Raw genomic sequence first — 23897 nt, 5'->3', positions numbered from 1 at the left:
GCCATTAGATCGGGTTGGCAAGGAGCGCCGGCTTGCGGTTGGCGATGTCCAGGATCAGCTCTCCGAACAGCCCGTTGGTCCAGGCGAACCACTTTCGGGTGTAGATGGTCGGATCGTCCTTATTGAAGCTCTCGTGCATGAATCCGGTGTTGGCATGCGTGGTCTTAAGCCAGCGCAGGCACTTAAGAATGGTCGCGTCGTCATCGCTGTTGCGGGCGTGGACGATGATCGACATCGGCCAGATCATGTCCATGCCGACATGCGGCCCGCCGATCCCCTCAGCCGCGGTGCCTGAGAAGAAATAGGGATTGCGCTTGCTCCACGCGAGAGCCGCCGTGCGGCGGAACAGCGGGTCTGCACGATCGACCACACCCAACAGGGCAAGCCCGCTGAGGCTGGGCACATTGGCGTCGTCCATAAAGATGGCATTGCCGAAGCCGTCGACTTCGAACGCCCAGACTTCGCCGCCCTGCCCATCCGACATCTTGCCATGCGCGTTGAGCGCCGCCTCGACCTCGGCGGCGAGCGCCAGACAGTCCTGCGCGGCAGCAGTATCGCCCCGCGCTTCCGCATGAACTTGTGCGATATTGCGCAGCGCCGACACCGCGAACAAGTTGGACGGGATCAGGAACGGCAACACGGTCGAATCGTCCGACGGACGGAACATGGAGTGGATCAGCCCGACCTTGGCCGTGGGCGCACCATACCCCCCAAGTATCAGCGTTTCGGTGGGCGACTTGTCGACGCGCTGGAAGCGATAGGGCCGGCTATCGTCCTTGCGCTGCTGCTCCCGGAAGGTCGCGACCACGCGCTTCGCGCCCTGCGACCAGAGATTGTCGAACGGCGCCTTGTCCCGCGTCGCTGCCCAATAGGCGTGGGCAAGGCGCAACGTGTAGCAGAGCGAATCCACCTCCCATTTCCGCTCGGCAACGCCGGGTTTCATGTCGGTAAGGTCGGTCTGCGACCATTCGAGATCGGTCGCCTTCGACAGGTCTTCCATGAAAGCGTTTGCATAGGAATCGAGCAAGATGCAGCGCGCCTGTCGCTGGATCAGCCCGTAGAACAAAGCACGGAGGGGCGCATCCTTGTTCGCTAGATGGACGTAGGTTTGCAGTTGGGCCGAACTGTCCCGCAGCCACAGCGCATTGATGTCGCCAGTGATGACCGCTGCATCGGGCTTGCCGTCGAACGTGCCGAACTGGGCGACGGTGGTATCGAGCGTGTTCGGGTAGCAATTCTCGAATAGCCAGGCGATCTCGGGATCGGCGATTTTGGCCTTCACGGCCTTGATCTCCTCCTCGACCGCCTTGCTGACGAAGCGGCGCTCGCTCACCGGCGGGCGTCTGGAAACGAAGTCCTGCGCCAACACAGCACGCGTGGGGAGCGCCGTCGCCACGGCCAGCGTTCCAGCCCCGATCATCAGCTCACGACGATTGAACATCTATTCTACCTTTATTTCGCAGCCGGAGCCGACATCGAGAAAGGCGCGCTGGCCTTGTCGGCGCCCCATCGCTTGTTGGGCGTCGCCCCCATCACGAAGCGCAGCGTACCGCCGCCCTGCAGCGCCTTGCGCGAGAGCCAGGCCTTGTCCTGAGCCTTGCCGTTAAGCGAGACCGACTGGACGTAGACATTCGCGGCCGAATTGTTCTGCGCCTCGATCGTCAGAACCTTGCCCGAGGGCATGGTGAGCTTCACCGTGCGGAACAGGGGGCTGCCGATCGCGTACTGGCCGGTGGTTGGCGTAACCGGATAGAAGCCCAGCGCCGAGAACACGTACCACGCCGAAGTCTGCCCGTTATCCTCATCTCCGGGATAGCCGTCGGGCGTCGCCGAATAGAGCTTGGTCATCACATCGCGGACATGGGCCTGCGCCTTCCAAGGCGCGCCGGCCCAGTCATAAAGATAGATCATATGCTGGATCGGCTGGTTGCCATGGGCATACTGCCCCATATTGACCACCTGCATCTCGCGGGTCTCGTGGATCACCGAGCCGTAATAGCTGTCGTCGAACAAGGGCGGCTGAGTGAAGATGGAGTCGAGCCGGTCCACGAACTTCTGGTCGCCGCCCATCAGATCGATCAAGCCCTGGACGTCCTGCATCACCGACCAGCTGTAATGCATCGAATTGCCTTCGGTGAAGGCATCGCCCCACTTGTAGGGGTTGAACGGGGTCGACCACGAACCGTCCTGGTTGCGCCCCCGCATCCAGCCCGACTGGGCGTCGTAAATCTTGCGATAGTTCTGCGCCTGGGCCGCGTATTTCCGGGCGTCCTCGGTCTTGCCAAGGGCTGCGGCGAGGCGGGAGAGCGAGAAGTCTGCGGTAGAATATTCGAGGGTGCGCGCGGCATTCTCGTTGATGCCCACATCATAGGGCACGTAGCCGAGCTTGTTATAATATTCGACGCCTTCGCGGCCGACGGCGCTGAGCACGTTGCCGCGCTTGTCACGCGGTCGCCCCTCCGAGGTCGAGGCGTTCTTGACCATCGCTTCGTACAGTGTCTCGACATCGAAGCCGCGCACGCCGTTAAGGTAAGCATCGGCAATGAGGTTCGCCGAGTTCGAGCCGATCATCACGTCGCGGTGGCCGGGGCTCATCCATTCGGGAAGCCAGCCGGATTCCTTGTAGGTGTTGACCAGCCCCTGCATGATCTGGCTGTCGAGATTGGGATGGACGAGCGCGAAATAAGGGAAGACCGCGCGCCAGGTATCCCAGAAACCGTTGTCGGTGAACAGCGGGCCGTCGTGCACTTGCCCGTCATAAGGGCTGTAGTGGACGGTCTTCCCGCGCGCATCGATTTCGTGGAACATGCGGGGGAACAACAGGATGCGGTACATCGCTGAATAGAAAGTGCGGCGATTGTCTAGGTTGGGATCGGAAACCTGAATGCGGCCCAGTTCGCGCTCCCATGCTGCCTTGGCCTTGGCCTCGGTCTGGGCGTAGCCGTCCTTGCCGATTTCGTTCGTCAGATTGCGCTCGGCCTGTTCGGGGCTGATGAACGAGGAGGCGACCTTCACACCGACCTGTTCGCCGTCGCGGGTCTTGAAGCTGACCACGGCGCCGACATGATCGCCCTCGCGCGAGGCGGCGGAAGTGAGCTGGCCGTTATCATCCCAGGTGCGCGTGACGGTGAAGTCGTGATCGAACTCGGCGACGAAATAGTTATGGAAATTGTTCGGCACGCCGCCGTGGTTGTTGCGGACATAGCCGCTGATCCGCCGCCGCGCCGTGTCGATCGCCACCATCGATCCGCCAGCCTGACCGTCGAGGATGATGTGCGCATCGTCGCTCTTGGGGAACGTGAAACGGAACTGCGCGGCGCGATTGGTGGGCGCGACCTCTGCGGTCACGTCGTAGTCGGCCAGATAGACCTTGTACTTGTAGGGGCGCGATTCCTCGGCCTTGTGGCTGAACCAGCTGGCGCGCTCTTCCTGCCCGATCTTGACCGCGCCTGTCTCCGCGAACAGCGAAAAGGCGGCGTAATCGTTCATCCAGGGACTGGGTTGGTGAGTCTGCTTGATGCCGTTGATCTTTTCGGCATCGTAAGTGTAACCCCAGCCATCGCCCATCTTGCCGGTAACCGGCGTCCAGAAGTTCATCCCCCAAGGTACGGCAACCGCCGGATACGTGTTACCATAAGACAGTTCGTGGCTCGAATCCGTGCCCATCAGCGGATTGACGAGATCGACAAGCGGCTCCTGCTCGGTCTGGGCGCTCGCCGTGGACATGAGCAGAGGTGTCGGCGCAACGAGTCCGGTGGTCGCGAAGAGCGCGACGGCGCCGCGCAGCGATCGAGCGAAGGTCTTCAAGACAAGTCTCCAACTGGAAAGAGGGGGCCGGGCCGCATCAGCGCGCGCCGTCCAGGGGGCGTGGGCTCACGCCTTCTTTGGTCATCACGACGGGCTTGATCGTGCCGTCGGCGTTGAAAAACATATGGTCGATCGCGACCTGACGGTGTTCTCCGCGATCGTCCGCAAGCGGCCGGCGATGATAGGCGATGTACCAGTCGTCGCTATGCGGCACATTGACAACAGAATGGTGACCCGCGCCCCGTGCGATACTGAAATCCTGGGCAAGGATCTGCCCCATCGGCTTGAACGGCCCGAGAGCGGTCGGCCCCATCGCATAAGCCACGCTGTAATCGGGGCCGGTCCAGCCCCCCTCCGACCACATAAGATAATAAACGCCCTTGCGCTTGATCACGAACGATCCCTCGACATAGCCGGGAGGGGTGATCTCCCTGTACGTGCTGCCATCCGCAAAGGGCACCAAGGAGCGTAAATCGTCGCTCAGGCGCACGACGTTGCAGTGCTGCCAGCCGCCGTAATAGAGATAGACTTGGCCATCATCGTCGCGGAACACGAACGGGTCGATTGGCTGGGCACCATTATGGAATGCGCCGATCAGGGGCTTGCCCAGTGCATCCTTGAACGGCCCGCCGGGCTTATCGGCGACCGCGATTCCAATGCCGCCGCTTTCGGAATCGCTTTGGATGTCGTTGGCGCCGAAGAACATGTAATATTTACCGCCGCGCTCGATCACCGAGGGCGCCCAAACGGCATAGCCCGCCCAGGAGATATTCTCGGTGCTGAGCACGCGGCGATGCTTGGTCCAGTGGACGAGATCGGGCGAGGAGAACGCATCGAAATAGGTCTGCTTGCCGTAAGACGGACGAACCATGTGGGTCTGGCGAAGGCGCTGCTGACCCGGCGTGAAGTGCGGCGCTACCTCGGGACCGGCAGCATCGTCGGAATAAGTGGGGTAAATCCAATATTGCCCGGCGAAGAGCCGTATCTCAGGATCGGCATACCAGCCGGGCAGGACCGGGTTCTGCGCGGGTGCTGAGGCCGTAAGAAGCATCACTACCGCAGCAGCAAGGCCCGTCAGGATCTTTTGTTTCATACCGCCTCTTTCCCGCATTGAAATTGTGCCGGCGCAACCGGCTCGTCGCCCGAAAGACCGCCCCGGTAATCGAAAAGGGCGGAGGTGACCCGTGAGAATGGGTCACCTCCTGTTGGCCTTGAGGGTTCAGTGTGCGCGTCGACAGAACGCCGCGTCAGAACTTGTACGAGACGCCCAGATAGGCGCGGCGTCCCGAATAGACGTTCGAAATGAAGCGCGCCTTCGTATCGTTGCCCAGATGCGAACGCTGTTCGGACTTGGTCAGATTGATGATCGAAGCCGTGATCTGGAAGTTCTCAAACACGTCGAACGCGGCGTTGAGATCGACCTGATCGTAAGGATCGTCATAGACGTTGAGGCCCGAGGACAGCCCGCGCACCACCTCACCCCGGCGATTGTACGATGCACGCAGCAGGATGGGTCCGTGCTCGTAGAATACGGAGGCGTTGAGCTGCGTCTTGGCGCTGCCGACCAGCGGCGATTCGCCCAGCTTCGTGCCGTTCAAAGCAACATCGGCTTGCGAGGTATCGTTGTAAGTGAAGTTTACTTGCGCGCCGAGGCCGAAGTCCAGCGTATGCTGGGCATAGAGTTCGACACCCTGTGACACCGCGCTCGATCCGTTCGCCTGGGTGGCATATTGCTGAACCGTCACCGTCTCGCCGGCCACTTCCTGCGGAAGATCGATCACGACTGGTACGATGAAGTCAGACACGTCCTTGCGGAACAGGGTCATGCCAAGCACCGAGCCGGGGTGGAAATACCATTCCACGCCAACGTCATACTGCCACGCGCTGAACGGCTTCAGGTCGAAGTTTCCGCCATTGCCGAACCAGCCCGGCAGCGCGCCGAATTCGGCACGGTCGAACACGAAAGGATCGGCGTTGAACGTCAAAGACCGCGCACCGGCAAGGTCGCCATAGCCGGGCCGTGCAATGACCTTCGATACCGCACCGCGCACCAGCAGGTTGGACGCGACTTCCCACGAAATATTGAAACTCGGCAGGAAGTCGGTGTAGCTCTTGCCTTCTGCATTCTGGCTGTAGGCCCGCAGCTCGCGCTGGCTCTCAGGGATCACCAGACAGTTACCATCCTCACCACGCGGCTTGTTCGGATCGAACGCGCCGCCGGGTCCATCCACGCAGTAGTCATTCTCATAAAAGAGAACGTCGGTCGATGTACCGTCCTGCTTGGTATTGACCACGCGCAGGCCGACGTTGCCGCGAACACTTCCGAACCCGAAGTTCGCCTGGGCATATCCCGCCCAGATCCGCTCCTTGATGTTGTAGAGGTTCTGTGGCTCGGGAACGCGAACCGGGCCGTTATAAGTATCGTTCAGATAGTTGATGTAGTTCTTGATATTGATCGCCGGGAAGGACGAAGTCTCGAAGCCGCCGGCGAGGTTTCCGAGCGAATTCGGATAGAATATTTCCGGCAGTGCCAATGCGCCGCCCGGCGTATCCTGGAAGCGCAACGTGTTCGCGGCATCCGAATACCATTCGAAGCGGCCGGTCTCACGATGGATGCGGCCGTCCCGCCACTTCGCACCGACCTGGATGGATTCGAGGAACGACGAATCGAACTTCCGGGTGACGTCTACCTGCGCGTAACGCTGCGAAATCGAGCTATTGGTGAATCCGGAGCCGGTCGAACCAAGGTCGATCTGAGCCGTGCCGTTCTGTATGTTCTGGATCAGGTCAGGGGAGAACTGCATCGCGATCGACTGATCGGTGAAGTTCCACGCGCTAAGCGAATTGGCGTTGACCGAACCGTTGCGCGGCTTGGCCTGGGCAAAGAACTGGAAGGACGGGCCACCGGTGGCCTTGGTCTTGCCCGCCACGAAATCGACGCTCAGGTGGCCGACGTCCCACGTTCCGCGCACGTCAAACGTGTTGGAGACGCTTTTTTCGCGGACATAAGTGTCCTGCATAGCGGGCGTTTCCATAGTACACATATTGCCCGCGACGCGGCATCCGGTGCCTTCGGCCGGGACCTGGAACGTCGCGCCGGTAAGGATCGTGCCACTCTTGTCGAAAGTGGCGTCAGAGAAGAAATTACCATAGCCCCATTCGGGGATCTTGATGCTGCTGCGCGTGTAATCGCCGTTGAGCTGGAACCGGAAATAGTTGGCGGTGAGTTCCAGATTGTCGAACGGCTTCGCCTGCACGGTCGCCTGGATGCCAAGGCGCTTGCGCTTCTGGTCCGTGATCGTTTCGCTGACCGATTGGGGCGCCCAATAACCGCTATAGTGCGTGCCGCTCTGAGTGGTCGTCCCGGCATTATTGCCGCTATTCCAGTAATCGATGGCTGAATCATTGGCGAAAGTGTTGCCGTTCACGTCGGTCGCGGGATTGCTGTCCTTATCGTCGGTCCACCAATGCCAGCTATCGCCGGACGCGCTGAGCGAACGGTTGGTGCGCACTTGATAAGTGCCGCCAAGCAGGAAGCCGAGCGTCTTTTCTTCATTGTGCCAAGAAAGCAGGCCCGAAACGTTCGGCTCCACCTTTTTGGTGACGTCCGAATACGTGCCTTCGCCAGTGACACTGCCCGACCAGGGCTCAAGGTCGAAAGGCTTGCGCGTATGGTTGATGATGACGCCGCCGACACCGCCTTCGTCAAGGCGTGCTTCGGGCGACTTGAACACTTCGACGCTACCGATCAGCGCCGACGGCAGCAGCAGGTAGTTGAACGAGCGCGACGGATCGCCGCTGTCGGCAGAGGCGATGAAGTTGCCGTTAAGTTCCGTCAGCGTAAGATCGGAGCTGAGGCCGCGAATGCTGACGCGGCTGCCTTCGCCGCCGTCACGCTCGATAATGACGCCAGGTACGCGCTGGAGCGAGTCTGCGACGTTCTTGTCCGGGAACTTGCCGACATCAACCGCTGTGATCACGTCCACGAATGCGTTGGCGTTGCGCTTCTGCGATAGGCTTTCTTCGATCGAGGCGCGGAAACCGCTAACGACGATCTCACCTGCGGGCTCTGCCGGTGCAGCCGCATCGCTGGCCGGTGCATTGGCGTCCTGAGCGCGCGCAACGCCCCCGGTCATCATCACCAGCATGCTCGCCGAAAGCATCAAATTCCGCGCGAACAGGCCGCGCGCATTGGGAATAAGTGCACCCTTCATTCCATTTCCTCCCCTTGCCGTGACGTTGATCCGCCCTCGGCTTACTTTCCCCGCAGGCCCCGAACGGGTGCCTGCGTCATCTTTCGAATTCAGACTTCTATTAATAAACCAATTTGTCAATTAAATCATATTTGCGTCGAGTCCACAGGACGATGATCCGTTTCGGATCATCGTCAGGGCGAACTCTATTTCATTGAATTATAAAATTTATCAGGGTGTGGCGTTTGCCGCATTGATCGGTCTGGCCAGTTCCGCGAACGCGGCGGCCGGTGCCTTGGCGACCTCACGATCGTACGTGAGCAGCCCATTGATCTCGCCTTCGACATCGGTCGTCTGAGTGTAGACGGAAGCACTCAGTCCATTGACTTGCGATTGGCGGACGATCTCGTCAAACTTGCGGCGATACCGCGCCAGATAGTCCTTGGCATCGGTCGTGACCTGATAGCTCCAGCGCTTGTCCTCGCGCCAGAGATGCCCATCGATCGGCCAGCCCACCCCACCATATTCGCCGATCACGATCGCTCGGCCGCTCTGGCGGGTCGGCACATGGGGCACGTCCTCGTACGTATGGATGTCGAAGACGTCGGAGGCATCGGGAGCCACATCCAGCCAGCCGCTATCGGCATTGACCAGGCGGCTGGGATCCATGCCCTTCACATAGCGGGCCAGCGTTGCCGAATCGTATTGTCCCCAGCCTTCGTTATTGACCACCCAGGTCACGATCGAGGGGAAGGCACGCAGCGCACCTATCATCCGCGCGAGTTCGGCCTGCTGGTCCGCCATCACTTCGGAAGAGAGCACGGCCTGGCTTTGGCTGGTGCCGGTGACGAACTGATCTTCACCGCCGCCCGATGGCATATCCTGCCAGATCAGCATACCCATGTGATCGGCATCATAATAGTAGCGCGCCGGCTCGACCTTGATGTGCTTGCGCACCATGTTGAAGCCTGCGCTTTTCAGGAACTCCAGGTCGTATCGCATCCCCTCTTCCGAAGGCGGCGTCAGCAGCCCGTCGGGCCACCAGCCCTGATCGAGCGCGCCGTTCTGGAAATAGGGCTTGTTGTTGAGCAGCAGCATCGGCTGGCCGTTCACATTGCCCGGCCCCACCGAGACCTTCCGCATCGCGAAATAGGCCTTCACCGTGTCGAGCGGCTGCCCGACCACCTGGGCAGCGGCATAAGTCTCCGACTCGCCTTTGGTGAAGCGCGAGTCATAAGCGGTGCGATTTCGATCCGGCTTGCCCGCATAAGGGTCTTTCACCTTCACCAGTTCAGCCACGAGATCGTAGAGGAACGGGTCCTCTGGCGACCAGAGATGCGCGCGCGGCATTTCGATAGTGGCGTGGCGATTGCCCCGCAGGATCGTCGAAGCGATCGTCTTGCCGCCCGATTTGACGCTGAGGCGCACCGCATCTGTATCTTCGGCCCACGCGCTCAAAGCGACATCGACTTCGATCTTGCCAGTGTCGATGTTCGGCGTTGCGCGTACATCGGCGATGTGCAGTTCGGGGACGGGCTCCAGCCACACCGTCTGCCAGATGCCGCTTACCGGGGTGTACCAGATGCCCTCGGGATCGAGGATTTGCTTGCCGCGCGGCTGGCTACCCTTCGAAGTGGGATCAGCTACCTGGACAACGAGTTCATTGTCGCCGGGGCGAAGCGGATCGGTGATGTCGAAACTGAATGCATCCGATCCACCCTTGTGTGCGCCCACCGGCACTCCGTTGACGAATACGGTGGCCGCGTAGTCGACCGCGCCGAAGTTCAACCGAACGCGCTGCCCGGCCCAGCCGGCGGGCACGGTGAAGTGGCGGCGATACCAGATGCGATCTTCGGGCAGCACTTTGCGTGCCACACCAGAAAGCTTGGACTCAACCGCAAACGGCACCAGAATCTGACCGTCCATCCGCGTCGGTTGAGGCTGCGATGCCTTGACGATCGCATAGTCCCACAGACCGTTGAGATTCTGCCACGCGTCGCGCTGAAGCTGCGGGCGCGGATAGCTGCGCCAGGCATTTTCCGGCGTCACCGCCTTGCCCCAGCGCGTGACCAGCTTGCTGGTATAGACAGAATCGCTGCGTTCGCCCGTTGCCGGGGCGTCCGCCTGTGCCAGAGCGGCGCCCGCGTCGATCATCGCGAGGGTCAGCGCCAAGGCGCCCACAAATTTCCGCATGTTGCTTCTTCCCTCAATGATCACTTGGTCGGCCGCGAAAGCGATCGCGGCGCATCTGCCGGAGCGCTGCCCCAGGCCGGATTGGGCTTTGGCCCCATTCTCAGAACCAGCTTGGCGCCATCGGCGATATCGGCATGGCTGAACCACGGCTTGGTCCAGACGCGGCCATTGAGCGTTGCTGACTGGATGTAGATGTTCTGCGCCGAATTGTTCCGGGCGATGATCTCAAGCGCCTTGCCGTTGCCCATCTTGAGCACCGAACGATCGAAGATCGGGCTGCCGATGATATACTCGTCGCTCGACGGATCGACCGGATAAAACCCGAGCGCGCTCAGCGCGTACCAGGACGAAGTTGCGCCCTGATCGTCCATGCCCGGATAGCCGTAGCCCGAAGCATCGCTGCCGTAGAGATCCGCCAAAATCCGCCGGACCAGTGCCTGCGTTTTCCATGGCTGGCCGCTCCACGCATAGAGATAGGGCGCGTGCTGGTCAGGCTGGTTGCCTTGGACGAACTGGCCGATCACGCCGGTACAATCGCGGCAGATGCCCTTGGGATTGTACGGCTTTGTGAAAAATTCATCGAGCTTGGCATTGAAGCGGGCGGGTCCGCCTAGCAGGTCAATAAGACCCTGCACATCATGCGCGCCAAGCCACAGCGTCGACCAACCCGAGGCTTCCTTCATCATGTAGTTGTAATAGGGTTCGGCCGGATCGAACGGACTGATCCACTTTCCGTCGGCAGTGCGCCCGCGAACGAAACCGATGGAGGGATCGAACACATTGCGCCAGTTGCTCGCGCGCCTGCGGAATAGCTGCGCATCATCGCGCTTTCCGAGCCGATCTGCCATCTCGGCCAGTGCATTGTCGTCCCACGAATATTCGATCGTCTTGGCCGCGCCCGCCTTACCGCCAGCATAAGGCGGGCTGGGATTGCCCTCGGGGATCTCGTCCGAAACCCAGCCCTGCTTTAGGTACTCCGCCAGGAACGCGCGCGGCCCGTTAGTGTCCAGCGCGTTCTTGCGGAGGAACTCATAAGCCGCAGAATAATCGAACGGAATGCCGCGGCGCATCGCGCCCAGATAGAGGAATACGGCATTGTCGCCGTGGAACGAGGTGTTCATGAAGCCCCGTTCGCGCGCCATATCGAGTTCGGACTGCATCACGTTGATCGTCGTCTCGGGTTCGAGCAGTTCGAGCAGCACGATCTGGTTGCGGCCGGTATCCCAGAACGGCACTGGGCCATAGCGGTCGTACGCCGCGGCCTGGGTTTTGCCCTTGCTGTCGGTGTAATCCTCGCCCTTGCGCGCCACCAATCGCGGGCTGGCGAAGGACTGGAACAGCGTCGAATAGAACATCATGCGCTGCTTGGGCGTACCACCGGTCACTTCGACGCGGTTGAGCAGCTTGCCCCATTCGGCCCGCGCGCGGGTGTGCATGCCATCGAAATCCCAGCCTGGGCTTTCCTCTCGCAACCGCTGCTCGGCCACTTCATAGCTCGCGCCGTGGGCGATCTTTACCATCACCGTCTCACCCTCGCGCGTGGTGAAATCGGCATAGCTGCCCGCGAAGGCGCCCTGGATCGAGCGCGCATCGGGCTGAACGTCCTTGTCGCCAATACCGAAGCCGCGCGCATTGCCCGGGGCCTTGCGGAACATGCCAAAGCGCTTGAATGGCTTGGAGAATTCCGCAACGAAATAGCGGCCGTCACGCGCTTCATGGTCGTTTTCCGATGCAACGACGCCGCGAATCTTGCGGTCGCCCACCACCTCGACCTGGCCGCCGCGACCTTGGAGATTAAGGATCACATGCGCGCGCTCGGTGGCCGGGAAAGTGAAGCGCATCAGCGCGGTCGCTTGGCTCGCGGTAAGTTCGACCTTGGTTTTGAATGTGTCGAGAAACACCGAATAGTAGCCCGGCGCCGCGATTTCACGGGCCTTGTCGTAATAGGCTTCGGTGTAGACGGGCGGCACCGTCCAGTCGCCGACGATCGGCATCAAGCTTGGCGTTGCGTTGGCACCGTAGGTGGGCCCGCCGCCGCCCGTGAAGCCGATCATCGTCGGGTTGGTGTAGTAATAGGGCGTGGGGACGCCCCAGGGATAGCTCAGTTCGACATTGACGTTGACCGGCGCGGCCTCGACGGCGCTGTGCGGCAGCCGCGCTCCGGGCGAGGTAATCCCCGAATAGAGCGGCTCTCCCGCAGGCGGCGCGTTGCCGATCAGTTCGGGACGATCGAGCGGCGCGGTGCCTACCAGCGGATTGGCTTCGTCCACCGGCTCTATCGTCCGTTCCCGTGCGGAAAGGCCAGCGCATGACAACCCCGAGACGGCGATAGCCGCTACGGTGGTGACAAGGCAGCGTTTGACGCGCGCATGCGAACGATCGGAACCGTGATTCACGTTTCTCTCCCCTAAGGCGGCATTTCTGCCAGGCTCGCTTTTTCCGAGCTTTTTATAACCTTGCTCCTCCGTGGAAGAGCGCGATGGAGGATTGATCAGATAAATAAATCAATTTGTCAATTGAAGTGAGGCACATTGATTTTCGACCGTTTCCTTCTAATTTTTTCGATCAGGCTCCCCAGGACATCTTTGAGGAAAAAACCAAAGCGCGAGCCAAATCTTGGTTGATCGGGAGGGCACGCCCGATAGTCGTGCGGACTGAAGCGGCAGCTAACCCGTCATCTAACTTACTTTGCCCCTCGTCTGCCCCGTTAGAAATACTTCCTGGCGAATCGAAGCAGACCACCGCATGGCAACCTTGCGGCAGGCCTATCTTCGACGAGCTATAGTGCGACCACTGCATCCATTTACGCCCCTACTCCGGGGCCAGCACAGTCAGCGGAATAGGCCGTTCCTTGAAATTGGAGCCCATGCCTTTGCCAGCATGACGAAGCGAAACCTCGGCACCAGAAATCCATGTGTGCTTGAGGGTTCGTCCGTTCAAATCTGCCCCGCCGAAGATGAAAGTTGTTGAGTTTCACCGAGAACTGACCCGGGGATGGAGTGAACCCCACAAGCTGGACCACGGGATGTCCATCGAACTAAGCCGCTTTCTGGGCGATTAGCGCTTCGAATTCCTCGGGCGGCCGGTATCGGAGCGCCGAGTGCAGTCGCCGGGTATTGTAGACGCGTTCGATGAAGACCGGCAACCTGATCTGCCCCCACCGAGTGGACCGATTGGTTTGTTAGTGGATTAAGCCTATGACCCTGTCCCAGTTATGCCACCGGCCAGAACGAGAGATTCGGCTTTTCATCGGCCGGGGTTAACCCCGGCCGATGAAGCAAATTCGGTCGGTGTCATGAACCCCAGGGATGTGTGAGGTCGGTTCTCATTGAAGTCCGTCCGCCACGCCTCGATCTTGCTCCTTGCGTCGTCCAAAGACAAGAACCAGTGCGTGTTCAGACATTCATCGCGAAGCCGGCCGTTGAAGCTTTCAACGAAGGCATTGTCCGTCGGCTTTCCAGGCCTGGTGAAGTCCAGCGTGACGCGGTTGATATAGGCCCAATGATCGAGCGCCCGAGGGATAAATTCCGGGCCGTTGTCCACCCTGATCTTCTCAGGCGCACCCCCGCGCTCGAACAGCGGGCGATCCATGACAGCGACGACCTGTTCACCCTTGATCCCCTGATCGACATGGATTGCCAAGCACTCGCGGGTGTAGGCATCAACTACGGTCAAGGCGCGGAAGCGCTTACCATCGAACAGGGCATCGGACACGAAGTCCATCGCCCAGATCTCGTTCCCGCGCGAGGGCAGCGGCCGTTCCACTCGCCGCGCGGCCATGACGTGCCGGCGGGGCCTTTTGGCCCGTAAATTAAGGCCTTCCAGGCGATAGAGGCGGTGTACCCGCTTCACATTCACCGTCCAACCTTCGCGCCGAAGCAGGACGTGGATGCGACGATAGTCATAGCGCGCGCGGGTCGCGGCGATCTCCTTGATCCTGTTCCTGAGCGGCGCCTGGTCGCTTCGGATCGACCGATAGCGGTGCGTCTTGCGATCGAACCGGAGAACCGCGCAGCTACGCCGCTCGCTCACCCGATAACGATCCTGCACCCAATGGACGATCTCGCGCGGTCGACCAGGCGCTACACTTTTTTGCCAGAACCTCCTGGAGCATGGCCTTGTCCAGCGACAGATCCGCCACGAGCCGCTTCAGCTTCTGGTTCTCTTCCTCAAGCTGCCGGATCTTGCGCAGCTCCGAAGGCCCAACCCGCCGTATAACTGCTTCCAGCGGTAATACGTCGCCTCCGAGACGCCCATCTTCCGGCACACCTCGGCGACTGGCGTGCCGACCTCGGCCTGACGCAGTGCAAACGCAATCTGCTCGCCCGTGAACTTCGACTTTTTCATGCAAAGCTCCAGCTCAAATCAGCTTCGATTTTGCCAGACCCCTCTCATTCCCGCTGGAGGCATTTTCCGGGACAGGGTCAACCGGCTGATGGCCCCTGAAATTGTAGCAGAAGCAGTCCATGCCTATGTCGAGGAAACCAACCGCCTGAACCAACAGCGGCGCGCAGCAGAAACGGCTGACAAGGCCGAACTCAAAAAGGTCGTGAAGACGGTCGAGCGCCTTGTAAACATGATAGCCGATGGTGATTCAACGCGGGGACTGGTCGAGCGCGTCACGCTATTTCCCGGAGCGAATCCTGGCGAAATGAGTGCCACGCTTCACGGTGAGTTCGGGGCTATTATGGAATGGGCATCGCAGCACGAATCCGCCGGAAACAAGCGCGTATCCGGGTCTGTTCCTGCTCCGTTGTCGGTATCGGTGGTTGCGGGGGTGCGCAACCATTACAAATTGCGCCCATTCCAATACCATTTAGCGCCGCAGTCAAAACATCACACGCGCGCCGAAAACCGCCGAGACGCCAGACACACCCTCACCCGCATTCCGCGCAATTCGGGCGGTTCCGCCAAGCTTACGCTCCCAATTCACGCCCACGTAAGGCGCCAGCGATCGGTTTAGCTCGTAACGAAGCCTTGCGCCCATTTCGAGGCGCTCGAAGCCTGCGCTGACGTTCAGTGCGGACACGTCCTGAAACGCAAAATCCACCTCGGCCTCGGGCTCCACTACCAGCGACTGGGTAATGCGCTGGGTGTAACCCGCCTTGCCACGTGCATGGACATCGCCCTTGTTGGAAACGAGCAACTGGCCTTGCAGTTCGAACCAATAAGGCGCCAGCCCCTCGATGCCGACCAATGCATAGGTACGCTGCGGATCGGGGCGGAAATCCTGTCGCATGCCGAGTTGCAGGTTGAACCAGGGATCGAGCGCATGGCGCCAGTAGGCATTAAGCTCGATACGCTCGGCCCGCTCGCCGAACGTGCCCTCGCCCTCGCTGGAGAGCACGATCCGGTCGATATCGCCGCCGTACCACGCCTGTCCTTCCCAGCCGAAGCCGTCTCCGCCCTTGCCGGTGCGGAATTCCAGTTGATCGACCTGAAGCGCCAAGGTGTTGAATGTCATCTCCTTCACCATCGCGGCGCGCGAGGCCGCCATGCGTTCGCGCGCGAAGAAGCGCTCGGCGGGATAGTCGGTCGGCACCGGCGGCGGCGGGGCATCGCCCGGCTCGTCGGAGACGGTGCTTGCGGGCATGGCGTGGGCGGAATGATCCATGCCCTTCATCTCCGGCGCGCTCATGTCCATGCCGGACATGTCCATCTGTGAATGGTCCATGCTACCATGATCCATTCCGGCATGTTCGTCGGCCTGCGTCGGTGTGGTCTCTTGTGCCTGCACGGCCAAAGGGGAGGTCGCCAGCAGCAGCGAGGTGAGGACCCGGAAGAACCGAGCCATCAGGCTTCTCCCTCCCGGCGCACCGTCACCACGCGCATCATTCCGGCGTGCATGTGCAGCAACATGTGGCAGTGGAATGCCCAGTCGCCCTCGCCATCGGCGGTGAGATCGAACGAGGCCTTGCCGCCCGGCAACACGTTGACAGTGTGCTTGCGCGCCCGGTTCCCCGGCTCGCCGCTGACTAGCTCGAAGAAGTGGCCGTGGAGGTGGATCGGATGCGGCATCATCGTGTCATTGATGAGATTGACGCGCACTCTCTCGCCCAGCCGGAAGGGGATCGGCGCCGGGTTCTCCGACATCGTTTCACCGTCCATACTCCACATATACCGTTCCATCGCAGCGGTCAGATGCACGTCGATCTGGCGGCTCGGCACGCCCGGATCGGGATTGGCATCGCGCGAACGCAGATCGGCATACGTCAGCACGCGGTGGTCGACGCTTTCCAGTCCGGTCGGACGGTCGGAAAGCCGGTCCACCGGCATCGGCGAAAGCGTGGCAACGCCCGGCCCCAGCTTCACGCCGGGCGCGACCGAGGGATCGCGCATCGACATCGAATGGCCGCTCATGGAACTGTTGGCGGGCTTGCTGAGGTCGATCTCACCGCCCTCCCCCATGTCCATGCCGCTCATGTCCATACCCATGTCGCGCATGGTGAGCACAGGCCGTTCGCGCAATTTCGGTGTCTCGCCAACAAGGCCCGGACGCTGCGCCAGCGTTGCGCGGACGAGGCCGGAGCGGTCGATGGCCTCTGCAATCACGCCGTAGCTTTCCGCCGAGCCGGGTTCGACGATGAAGTCATAAGTCTCGGCAATCGCGATCTGCACTTCGTCGGTCTCGATCGGCTGCACGGGATTGCCGTCCGCTGCCACCACGGTCAGCGGCAGGCCGGGGATGCGGAAGTTGAAGTTCGTCATCGACGAGGCATTGATGACGCGCAGGCGCACTTTCTCGCCCGGCGCGAACAATCCGGTCCAGTTCTCGGCATTGCCATGGCCGTTGACGAGGAAGCTGTAAGTCGATCCGGTCACGTCCGAGATATCGGTCGCGTCCATGCGCATCTTCGCCCAGGCAAGACGCTCGGCCAGCGGCTGGTCCTTGCCGGCCAGCAGCCCGGAAAGCGTCTGGCGCTGGCGGTTGAAGTACCCGCTCATCATCTTCAGCCGGCGCATCTGCTCGTGCGGGTGGATCGGGCTCCAATCCGACAGGACCAGCACATGCTCGCGGTCGCAAGCGATCGGATCGGGGCCGGCAGGATCGATCACGATCGGGCCGAACAGCCCTTCCGCCTCCTGCATCCCGGAGTGCGAGTGGTACCAGAACGTGCCCGAATGGGTCAGCGGGAACTCGTAGACGAAGGTCTCGCCCGGATCGATACCGGGGAAGCTGACGCCCGGCACGCCGTCCATCTGGAAGGGCACCAGCAGCCCGTGCCAGTGGATCGAGGTCTGTTCTTTCAGGCGATTGGTGACGGCGATGCGCACCGTCTCGCCTTCGCGCAGGCGCAGCAGCGGCGCGGGCAGCGTGCCATTGACGGTTACCGCATGGCCCGAACGCCCGCCGGTCGCAAAATGGCTCTCGCCGATCTGCAGCGCGATGGAGTTGCCGGTAAGAACGCCGGGATCGGTGCGTGCATGGACGATCCCCGACGTCCCGCTCTTCGCCCATGCCGGAAATAGCCCGGCCATTCCGAGACTTCCGGCAAATGCGCCGCCAAGGGCAAGCACACGTCTACGCTGCAACAGGGGGCGACCGGAGATATCGTGCGACGTCATGCAGGGGATACGGTTGCGCCGCGCCCATCCCTCGGCAAGACACGATAAAATCGTTCATGCATGATATTCGGCGTCGGTCCCGCCCCTCGCACGCTTGGGGCCTTCGCCGTGCGGCAGGCGGTCTTCAACTCACCTGTCGGCGATGCTCCGACCGCTCATCTGAACGACAGATCGCGCTTCTTCCACCGCGTGGCGATCGCGGCGCGCGCCGGCCTTGCGTAGTCGGCTTTCGTGCTCTGTTCGATGAGTTCTGCCGCTCTCGCAATCGGATCCCCGGCTGCCAGTTTGACTTCGCCGTTCTCGTCCCAGTCCAGGCCATCCAGCGCCTGCTGCGCGCGCGCCCTTTGCGCCGTTTTGTACCGGTCGTGGCGGTGGAAAGCCCGATCTATCCCGCCAAGAATATCGCAATCGGGCGAAATCACATCGCCGAATTGCCACATGGCATAATCGGGATTCCCCTCCCATCGGGCGTCATGCGCATTGACGAACAAGCATGGGCGCGGCTGGACGAGAAATTCGTAAACCTGGCTGCTGACGTCCCCCAGATAGAGATCGGCGCCAAACGTATAGGTCATGTCGATGGAACGCCGCGATCCCAGATCGACGATCACGCGGCCCGGCACGGCCAGCGCCTTCAGCGCCTCAAGTCGGGCATCATCCCATTGTTCCGCCAGCCTGACATGGGGCGCGACGACCAGATTGTACCGGCCATCGGCGAGAACCGCCTCGACAAGGCGGGCAGTGAAATCGCCTGCCGAGGACAACTTGCAGTTGAAGTGGGGATTGTAGAGAATGATCGGGCGACTGTCGTCGAACAGGCGCGGCCGCTGCGCTTGCATGCGAAGGCTTGCGGCAATTTTCACGGGGCCGGCGGCTGCGCAGTTCTGTTCGTTGACCAGTCCTTCGCAGAGCAACCTGTCGCGATCCTTACGACCGGCAACCACCACGTAGTCGAAAAAGCGGAACCGCTTTTCGAAGCCGACGGCCCGATCCCCGGCGCCATGCGGAATGTGGATCAACTTGCCACAGCGTCCCGGCAGACGCTTCAGGAGGGTGGAAGTCCGTTCCGCACAGAGAATGGCGTCGGCAGCGCGAATGCGATTGGCCCAAAACAGAAGGCGGGAAAGCTTGTCGAGCCTTTGGGGCATGTGGCTGCCAAGCCACGAAGGCAGATCCATGGCCACGATCTTCGGCAAAGGGTATCCCACGCCGTCCGCAATGGCCTTGACCTCGCAGATATCGTCGGCATGGGGCACGAAGACCGTCACGTCGAAGGAACCCCGGCGTTGCAATTCGAAAGCGACAGGCAAAAAGTGCGCGAATTGATGCCGCCCGCCGATGGCGGGGACGTGCAAGCGACGCTTCATGGGATCAGCCTTGAATATCGAGGCGCCGATACGGGAATCGCCCGTATCCAACAGCACATTCGTGACTCAGGCCGAAAGCGATCAGCAAATCACCGGGGCACAGCCCCTTAAGTCCAAGATCGGGCCCACCGGCCACACACAACTCCACAATTCTAGCGACCTGTTTGATCGGTAATTAAAGCAGCGAGGGCGCAACTGTCCAGAGCGAGCGCATCCGCTTTGGCTCAACATGGCCTATCAGGCGCACATTGCACGGATGTTTCTGGCGCGTGACGATTCCCGGACGGACTATTGGGGAGCCATTGGAGCGGGCCTTTCGGACAGGGCCTGGGCATCGCTTTCCCAAGGCGGAATGCCCCGGAACGCATCGGCAAGGAAATCGACCATAAGCCGTACTTTGGCGGAAAGATGCCGCCGGCTGGCGTAGAGGGCGAGGATGTCGATATCCGGAAGGTTCCAGCCGGGGAGCAACGGCAGCAGGGCACCGTCACGCAGATCCTCACCGATCAGGAAACTGGGCTGCCAGGTGATCGCCTCGCCCGCCAGCGCCACGGCGCGCGCGGTATCGCCGCTATTCGTGCGCAGCCGCGTTCCCACGCGCACCCGCGTTTCAACGCCGGCATCGTCGAGGAAGGTCCAGATATCGGGTTCCGGCGCATATCCATAGATTACACAGGCATGGTCGGCGAGTGCAGCAGGATCCCGAGGTGTGCCGTGCTCCGCAAGATAAGCCGGAGAAGCGCAGAGGACATTGCGCGACGTTGCCAGTTTGCGGGATACATAGCTTTGCGATCCGCCACGCGAAATGCGGATGCCGAGGTCGAAACCTTCCTCGACAATGTCCACAACGCGGTCGGTCAGCGCGATGTCGAGTTCGACTTGCGGATGCAAAGCCATGAAGCGCGGCCACAGCGGGGCCAGATGGCGCATGCCGAAGACGAGCGGCGCGTTGATCCGCAAGCGACCGCGCGCCCCGGCGGCGCTGGCGGTCGCGGCGGCCTCCGCCTCTTCGACATCGTCCAGAATGGCGCGGGCGCGCTCGTAAAGGGCCTCGCCCGCTTCGGTCAGCGAGACGCGGCGCGACGTACGGTTGAGCAGGCGCGTGCCGAGATGCCCCTCCAGTTCCGAGACATAACGGGTAACATTGGCCGGAGAGGTATCAAGCGCATCGGCGGCGCGCGCGAAGCCGCCACGCGAAACCACGGCGGCAAACACTTCATAGGCACGCAAACGGTCCATAAGCCAATCCTTCAGCTTTCCTGAATGAATGCCCCATCTTCTGCCCATCGATCAAGGATCGATTGAAGCATAGATGGATACCTGTCGCCGACGCGATGGACGCCGGCCCCATACAAGGAGCTTTGAAATGAACCGTCTTTCCAACAAGTTCGCACTCGTAACCGGAGCAACCAGCGGCATCGGCCTCGCCACTGCCCGCCGCTTCATCGAAGAAGGCGCCACCGTCGCCATCACCGGCACCAGCGAGGAAAAGCTGGCCGCCGCCAAGGCCGAACTGGGCAACGTGCTCACCATCCGCGCCGATGCCGGCGACGTTGCCGGACAGGCGGCGATCGCGGAGGCAATCCGCGCCGCGTTCGGCCGGTTGGACGTCCTTTTCGTCAACGCCGGCGTGGCCGACTTCCGCCCGCTCGAAAACTGGGATGAAGCCGGCTTCGACCGCACATTCGCGGTCAATGTGAAGGGCCCGCTGTTCCTGGTACAGGCGCTGCTGCCGCTGTTCGGCAATCCGGCCTCGATCGTTCTCAACGGATCGATCAACGCCCGCCTCGGCAAGCCCAACTCGATCGTCTATGCCGCATCCAAGGCTGCGCTGATCTCGCTTGCCCGCACGCTTTCCGGCGAACTGATCGGACGCGGCATCCGCGCCAACGTCGTCAGCCCCGGGCCGGTCACCACGCCGATCTATGGCAAGCTGGGCCTGTCCGATGCGGATCTCAGCGGCATGAAGGACTATCTGATCGGCGCCATCCCAGCGGGCCGCTTCGGCGAACCGAACGAAATCGCCGAGGCCATCGTCCACCTTGCCTCGGACGAGAGCCGCTACACCGTCGGCAGCGAATTGATCATCGACGGCGGCATGAGCAATATCTGAAGGAAAACCGGCGGCGCTCCATCGGGGCGCCGCCCCTTCTCTCTTTCAAGGAGACGAACGATGCGCATGGATTACAACCGGGCAGCAGCGAACGGCATGAAGGCGCTGGGCGGCCTCTATGGCTACATCATGACCAGCGGCCTGCCCAAGGCGCTGGTGGACCTTGTCTACCTGCGCGTCAGCCAGATCAACGGCTGCGCCTATTGCATCGACATGCACAGCCGCGATCTGATCAAGGACGGTATGGCGCTGGAAAAGCTGGTGCTGGTGCCGGCCTGGGCGGAGAGCGCCCCACTGTTCGATGCGCAGGAACGCGCGGCACTGGCCTGGGCGGAAACGGTCACCCGCGTTTCCGAAACGCACGTGCCCGATGCGGCCTATGAGGCAGCGGCGCAGGTCTTCGACGAGAAGCAACTGGCCGACCTCACGCTCGCGATCGGGCTGATGAACACCTACAACCGGATGGCCATCAGCTTTCGTGCGGAGCCGCAGGCCGCCGCAAATGCTCGGGGCCAGGCCTGAACAGCTCTCCACACCCCGTCTCAATGCCATGATCCCGCAGCCCCCGAACCGGGAATGCGACGGGATCATGGCATTGAACGGCATGATTTATATGGCATCCGGCACCCAGTTGATTTAACCCATGGGCCAATCGTGCGCTGTGCAGCCTGAAATATACAGGGAGCCCAAGCTTATGATGCCCAAGCGGAACCTTCTTGATCAGGTTGTCTGGCCTTCGGATTTGCGCGCGTTGCGGCCGGATCAACTGCCGCAACTGGCTGACGAACTTCGGCAGGAAGTGATTTCTACGGTCGGGGTGACCGGGGGACATCTGGGATCCGGCCTCGGCGTGGTGGAACTGACCACCGCCATTCACTACGTATTCAATACGCCCGACGACAAGCTGGTGTGGGATGTCGGGCATCAATGCTATCCCCACAAGATCCTGACCGGGCGGCGCGATCGCATCCGCACCTTGCGCCAGGGCGGCGGCCTCAGCGGCTTCACCAAGCGGGACGAGAGCCCCTACGACCCCTTCGGCGCGGCCCATAGCTCCACCTCGATCAGCGCGGCGCTGGGGTTCGCCGTCGCCAGAAAGCTGAGCGGCCAGCCGGGCAAGGCCATCGCCGTCATCGGCGACGGATCGATGTCCGCCGGCATGGCCTACGAGGCGATGAACAACGCGCGGGAGGCGGGCAATCGGCTGATCGTCATCCTCAACGACAACGACATGTCGATCGCGCCGCCCGTCGGGGGGCTGTCCGGCTATCTGGCGCGGCTGGTGTCCAGCCGCGAATTCCTTGGCCTGCGGGATATCGCCAAGCGGCTGGCCCGCAAGTTGCCCCGCCCGCTGATGATCGCCGCGCGCAAGACCGATTCCTACGCGCGGGGCATGGCGATGGGCGGAACCCTGTTCGACGAACTGGGCTTCTACTACGTGGGCCCGATCGACGGTCATGACCTCGACCAGTTGATCCCGATCCTTGAAAACGTTCGCGACGCGGCGGAAGGCCCCTGCCTCGTCCACGTCGTGACGAAGAAGGGCAAGGGCTACGCCCCAGCCGAAGCCGCGGCCGACAAGTACCACGGGGTGCAGAAGTTCGACGTCATCACCGGCGCGCAGGCCAAGGCGCCGGCCGGGCCGCCCAGCTATACCGGTGTCTTCGCGCAGGCACTGATCGCCGAAGCCCAGCGCGACGGGACTGTCTGCGCGATCACCGCCGCGATGCCGGCTGGCACCGGATTGGACAAGTTCGCCAAGGCATTCCCCGATCGCACGTTCGACGTCGGCATCGCCGAACAGCATGCGGTGACGTTCGCGGCGGGTCTGGCCGCGCAGGGCATGCGCCCTTTCTGCGCGATCTATTCCACCTTCCTGCAGCGCGCTTACGACCAGGTGGTGCACGACGTGGCGCTCCAGAAGCTGCCGGTGCGCTTCGCCATAGACCGTGCGGGTCTGGTTGGCGCCGATGGGTCGACCCATGCGGGCAGCTTCGATGTCACCTACCTTGCCACCCTGCCCAATATGGTCGTCATGGCGGCGGCCGATGAGGCGGAACTGGTGCACATGGTGCATACCGCCGCGCTGCACGATACGGGGCCGATCGCCTTCCGCTATCCGCGCGGCAACGGCACTGGCGTTCCCCTGCCGGAAACGCCGGAGCGGCTGGAGATCGGCAAGGGCCGCGTGATGCGCGAAGGGCGCCATGTCGCCATCCTATCTCTGGGAACCAGACTGGAAGAGGCGCTGAAAGCGGCCGAAACGCTGGATGCGAAGGGCCTTTCAACCACCGTGGCCGACCTGCGCTTCGCCAAGCCGCTGGACGAAGCGCTGATCCGCAAGCTGCTGCTCACGCACGACGTGGCCGTGACGATCGAGGAAGGCGCGATTGGCGGTCTGGGCGGCCATGTGCTGACCTTGGCCAGCGATCTGGGACTGGTCGATGCCGGGCTGAGAATCCGCACCATGCGGCTGCCGGACGTGTTTCAGGGGCAGGACAAGCCCGAAAAGCAATATGCCGAAGCCCGGTTGGACGCGGCCGCGATCGTGGAAACGGTGCTCGCAGCCTTGGGGCATGAAATCCCCGGCTATGGACGGACGCGTGGCTCCGTCAATCCGTAGGCGGCCCTCACTTTTGATGCTCCGGCCAGCAGTGC

Annotated in this window: 13 protein-coding genes and 1 pseudogene; 3 read left to right on the top strand and 11 right to left on the bottom strand. The window is 61.8% G+C overall.

All coding sequences use genetic code 11. The features are described from left to right. Positions 1–4 precede the first annotated feature (4 nt). The 11 genes and pseudogenes from ACZ1JV_RS05405 to ACZ1JV_RS05355 all read right to left on the bottom strand — a co-directional run bounded on the left by ACZ1JV_RS05405 (position 5) and on the right by ACZ1JV_RS05355 (position 20365). Positions 5–1441 (bottom strand): glycoside hydrolase family 125 protein, encoded by a 1437-nt coding sequence (locus ACZ1JV_RS05405; RefSeq protein WP_465148673.1) that lies wholly within the window; start codon positions 1439–1441, stop codon positions 5–7. 11 nt (positions 1442–1452) lie between these two features. Then, the gene (locus ACZ1JV_RS05400) at positions 1453–3726 is read right to left on the bottom strand and encodes a GH92 family glycosyl hydrolase (protein ID WP_465149783.1); all 2274 of its coding nucleotides are present in this window, start codon (positions 3724–3726) and stop codon (positions 1453–1455) included. Positions 3727–3844: 118 nt separating this feature from the next. After that, positions 3845–4900 (bottom strand): glycoside hydrolase family 43 protein, encoded by a 1056-nt coding sequence (locus tag ACZ1JV_RS05395; protein WP_465148672.1) that lies wholly within the window; start codon positions 4898–4900, stop codon positions 3845–3847. Between the two features lie 154 nt (positions 4901–5054). Continuing rightward, on the bottom strand, positions 5055–8021 hold the full coding sequence (locus tag ACZ1JV_RS05390; protein ID WP_465148671.1) for a TonB-dependent receptor: 2967 nt from the start codon (positions 8019–8021) through the stop codon (positions 5055–5057). 210 nt (positions 8022–8231) lie between these two features. Further along, the gene (locus ACZ1JV_RS05385; RefSeq protein WP_465148670.1) at positions 8232–10193 is read right to left on the bottom strand and encodes a glycoside hydrolase family 2 protein; all 1962 of its coding nucleotides are present in this window, start codon (positions 10191–10193) and stop codon (positions 8232–8234) included. 20 nt (positions 10194–10213) lie between these two features. Next, complete coding sequence (locus ACZ1JV_RS05380) at positions 10214–12589, bottom strand: GH92 family glycosyl hydrolase (RefSeq protein WP_465148669.1); 2376 nt, start codon at positions 12587–12589, stop codon at positions 10214–10216. 850 nt (positions 12590–13439) lie between these two features. Further along, positions 13440–14540: pseudogene (locus ACZ1JV_RS05375) on the bottom strand (IS3 family transposase). Between the two features lie 481 nt (positions 14541–15021). Continuing rightward, positions 15022–15987 (bottom strand): copper resistance protein B, encoded by a 966-nt coding sequence (locus tag ACZ1JV_RS05370; protein WP_465148668.1) that lies wholly within the window; start codon positions 15985–15987, stop codon positions 15022–15024. Beyond that, positions 15987–17759, bottom strand: a complete 1773-nt coding sequence (locus ACZ1JV_RS05365; protein WP_465148667.1) for a copper resistance system multicopper oxidase — start codon at positions 17757–17759, stop codon at positions 15987–15989. The genes ACZ1JV_RS05370 and ACZ1JV_RS05365 overlap by 1 nt, the downstream gene beginning before the upstream one ends. A 155-nt stretch (positions 17760–17914) precedes the next feature. Beyond that, positions 17915–19126 (bottom strand): glycosyl transferase, encoded by a 1212-nt coding sequence (locus ACZ1JV_RS05360; protein ID WP_465148666.1) that lies wholly within the window; start codon positions 19124–19126, stop codon positions 17915–17917. A 288-nt stretch (positions 19127–19414) separates the two neighbouring features. Further along, the gene (locus ACZ1JV_RS05355; RefSeq protein ID WP_465148665.1) at positions 19415–20365 is read right to left on the bottom strand and encodes a LysR family transcriptional regulator; all 951 of its coding nucleotides are present in this window, start codon (positions 20363–20365) and stop codon (positions 19415–19417) included. A 127-nt stretch (positions 20366–20492) separates the two neighbouring features. Here ACZ1JV_RS05355 and ACZ1JV_RS05350 point away from each other — a divergent pair, with 127 nt between their 5' ends. From ACZ1JV_RS05350 to dxs, 3 genes are all read left to right on the top strand, one after another. Continuing rightward, positions 20493–21239 carry an SDR family oxidoreductase gene (locus ACZ1JV_RS05350; protein ID WP_465148664.1) on the top strand — a complete coding sequence of 249 codons (747 nt, stop codon included), beginning with the start codon at positions 20493–20495 and terminating at the stop codon, positions 21237–21239. Between the two features lie 60 nt (positions 21240–21299). Then, the gene (locus ACZ1JV_RS05345; RefSeq protein ID WP_465148663.1) at positions 21300–21761 is read left to right on the top strand and encodes a carboxymuconolactone decarboxylase family protein; all 462 of its coding nucleotides are present in this window, start codon (positions 21300–21302) and stop codon (positions 21759–21761) included. 172 nt (positions 21762–21933) lie between these two features. After that, a complete protein-coding gene (gene dxs, locus ACZ1JV_RS05340) occupies positions 21934–23862 on the top strand; it encodes a 1-deoxy-D-xylulose-5-phosphate synthase (protein ID WP_465148662.1) in 1929 nt (642 codons plus the stop codon). Positions 23863–23897 lie beyond the last annotated feature (35 nt).

It is taken from the genome of Novosphingobium sp. BL-S-19 (assembly GCF_055521675.1).
Note: the sequence above shows the minus strand (reverse complement) of the source record. Positions and strands in the feature narration are given on the sequence as shown.

Bases quoted from the DNA above. Each gene is read 5' to 3' on its own strand.
- ACZ1JV_RS05370 (WP_465148668.1), bottom strand. From the start codon at position 15,987: ATGGCTCGGTTCTTCCGGGTCCTCACCTCGCTGCTGCTGGCGACCTCC.
- ACZ1JV_RS05355 (WP_465148665.1), bottom strand. From the start codon at position 20,365: ATGGACCGTTTGCGTGCCTATGAAGTGTTTGCCGCCGTGGTTTCGCGT.
- dxs (WP_465148662.1), top strand. From the start codon at position 21,934: ATGATGCCCAAGCGGAACCTTCTTGATCAGGTTGTCTGGCCTTCGGAT.
- ACZ1JV_RS05400 (WP_465149783.1), bottom strand. From the start codon at position 3,726: ATGTCCACGGCGAGCGCCCAGACCGAGCAGGAGCCGCTTGTCGATCTC.
- ACZ1JV_RS05390 (WP_465148671.1), bottom strand. From the start codon at position 8,021: ATGAAGGGTGCACTTATTCCCAATGCGCGCGGCCTGTTCGCGCGGAAT.
- ACZ1JV_RS05360 (WP_465148666.1), bottom strand. From the start codon at position 19,126: ATGAAGCGTCGCTTGCACGTCCCCGCCATCGGCGGGCGGCATCAATTC.
- ACZ1JV_RS05405 (WP_465148673.1), bottom strand. From the start codon at position 1,441: ATGTTCAATCGTCGTGAGCTGATGATCGGGGCTGGAACGCTGGCCGTG.
- ACZ1JV_RS05345 (WP_465148663.1), top strand. From the start codon at position 21,300: ATGCGCATGGATTACAACCGGGCAGCAGCGAACGGCATGAAGGCGCTG.
- ACZ1JV_RS05385 (WP_465148670.1), bottom strand. From the start codon at position 10,193: ATGCGGAAATTTGTGGGCGCCTTGGCGCTGACCCTCGCGATGATCGAC.
- ACZ1JV_RS05350 (WP_465148664.1), top strand. From the start codon at position 20,493: ATGAACCGTCTTTCCAACAAGTTCGCACTCGTAACCGGAGCAACCAGC.
- ACZ1JV_RS05395 (WP_465148672.1), bottom strand. From the start codon at position 4,900: ATGAAACAAAAGATCCTGACGGGCCTTGCTGCTGCGGTAGTGATGCTT.
- ACZ1JV_RS05365 (WP_465148667.1), bottom strand. From the start codon at position 17,759: ATGACGTCGCACGATATCTCCGGTCGCCCCCTGTTGCAGCGTAGACGT.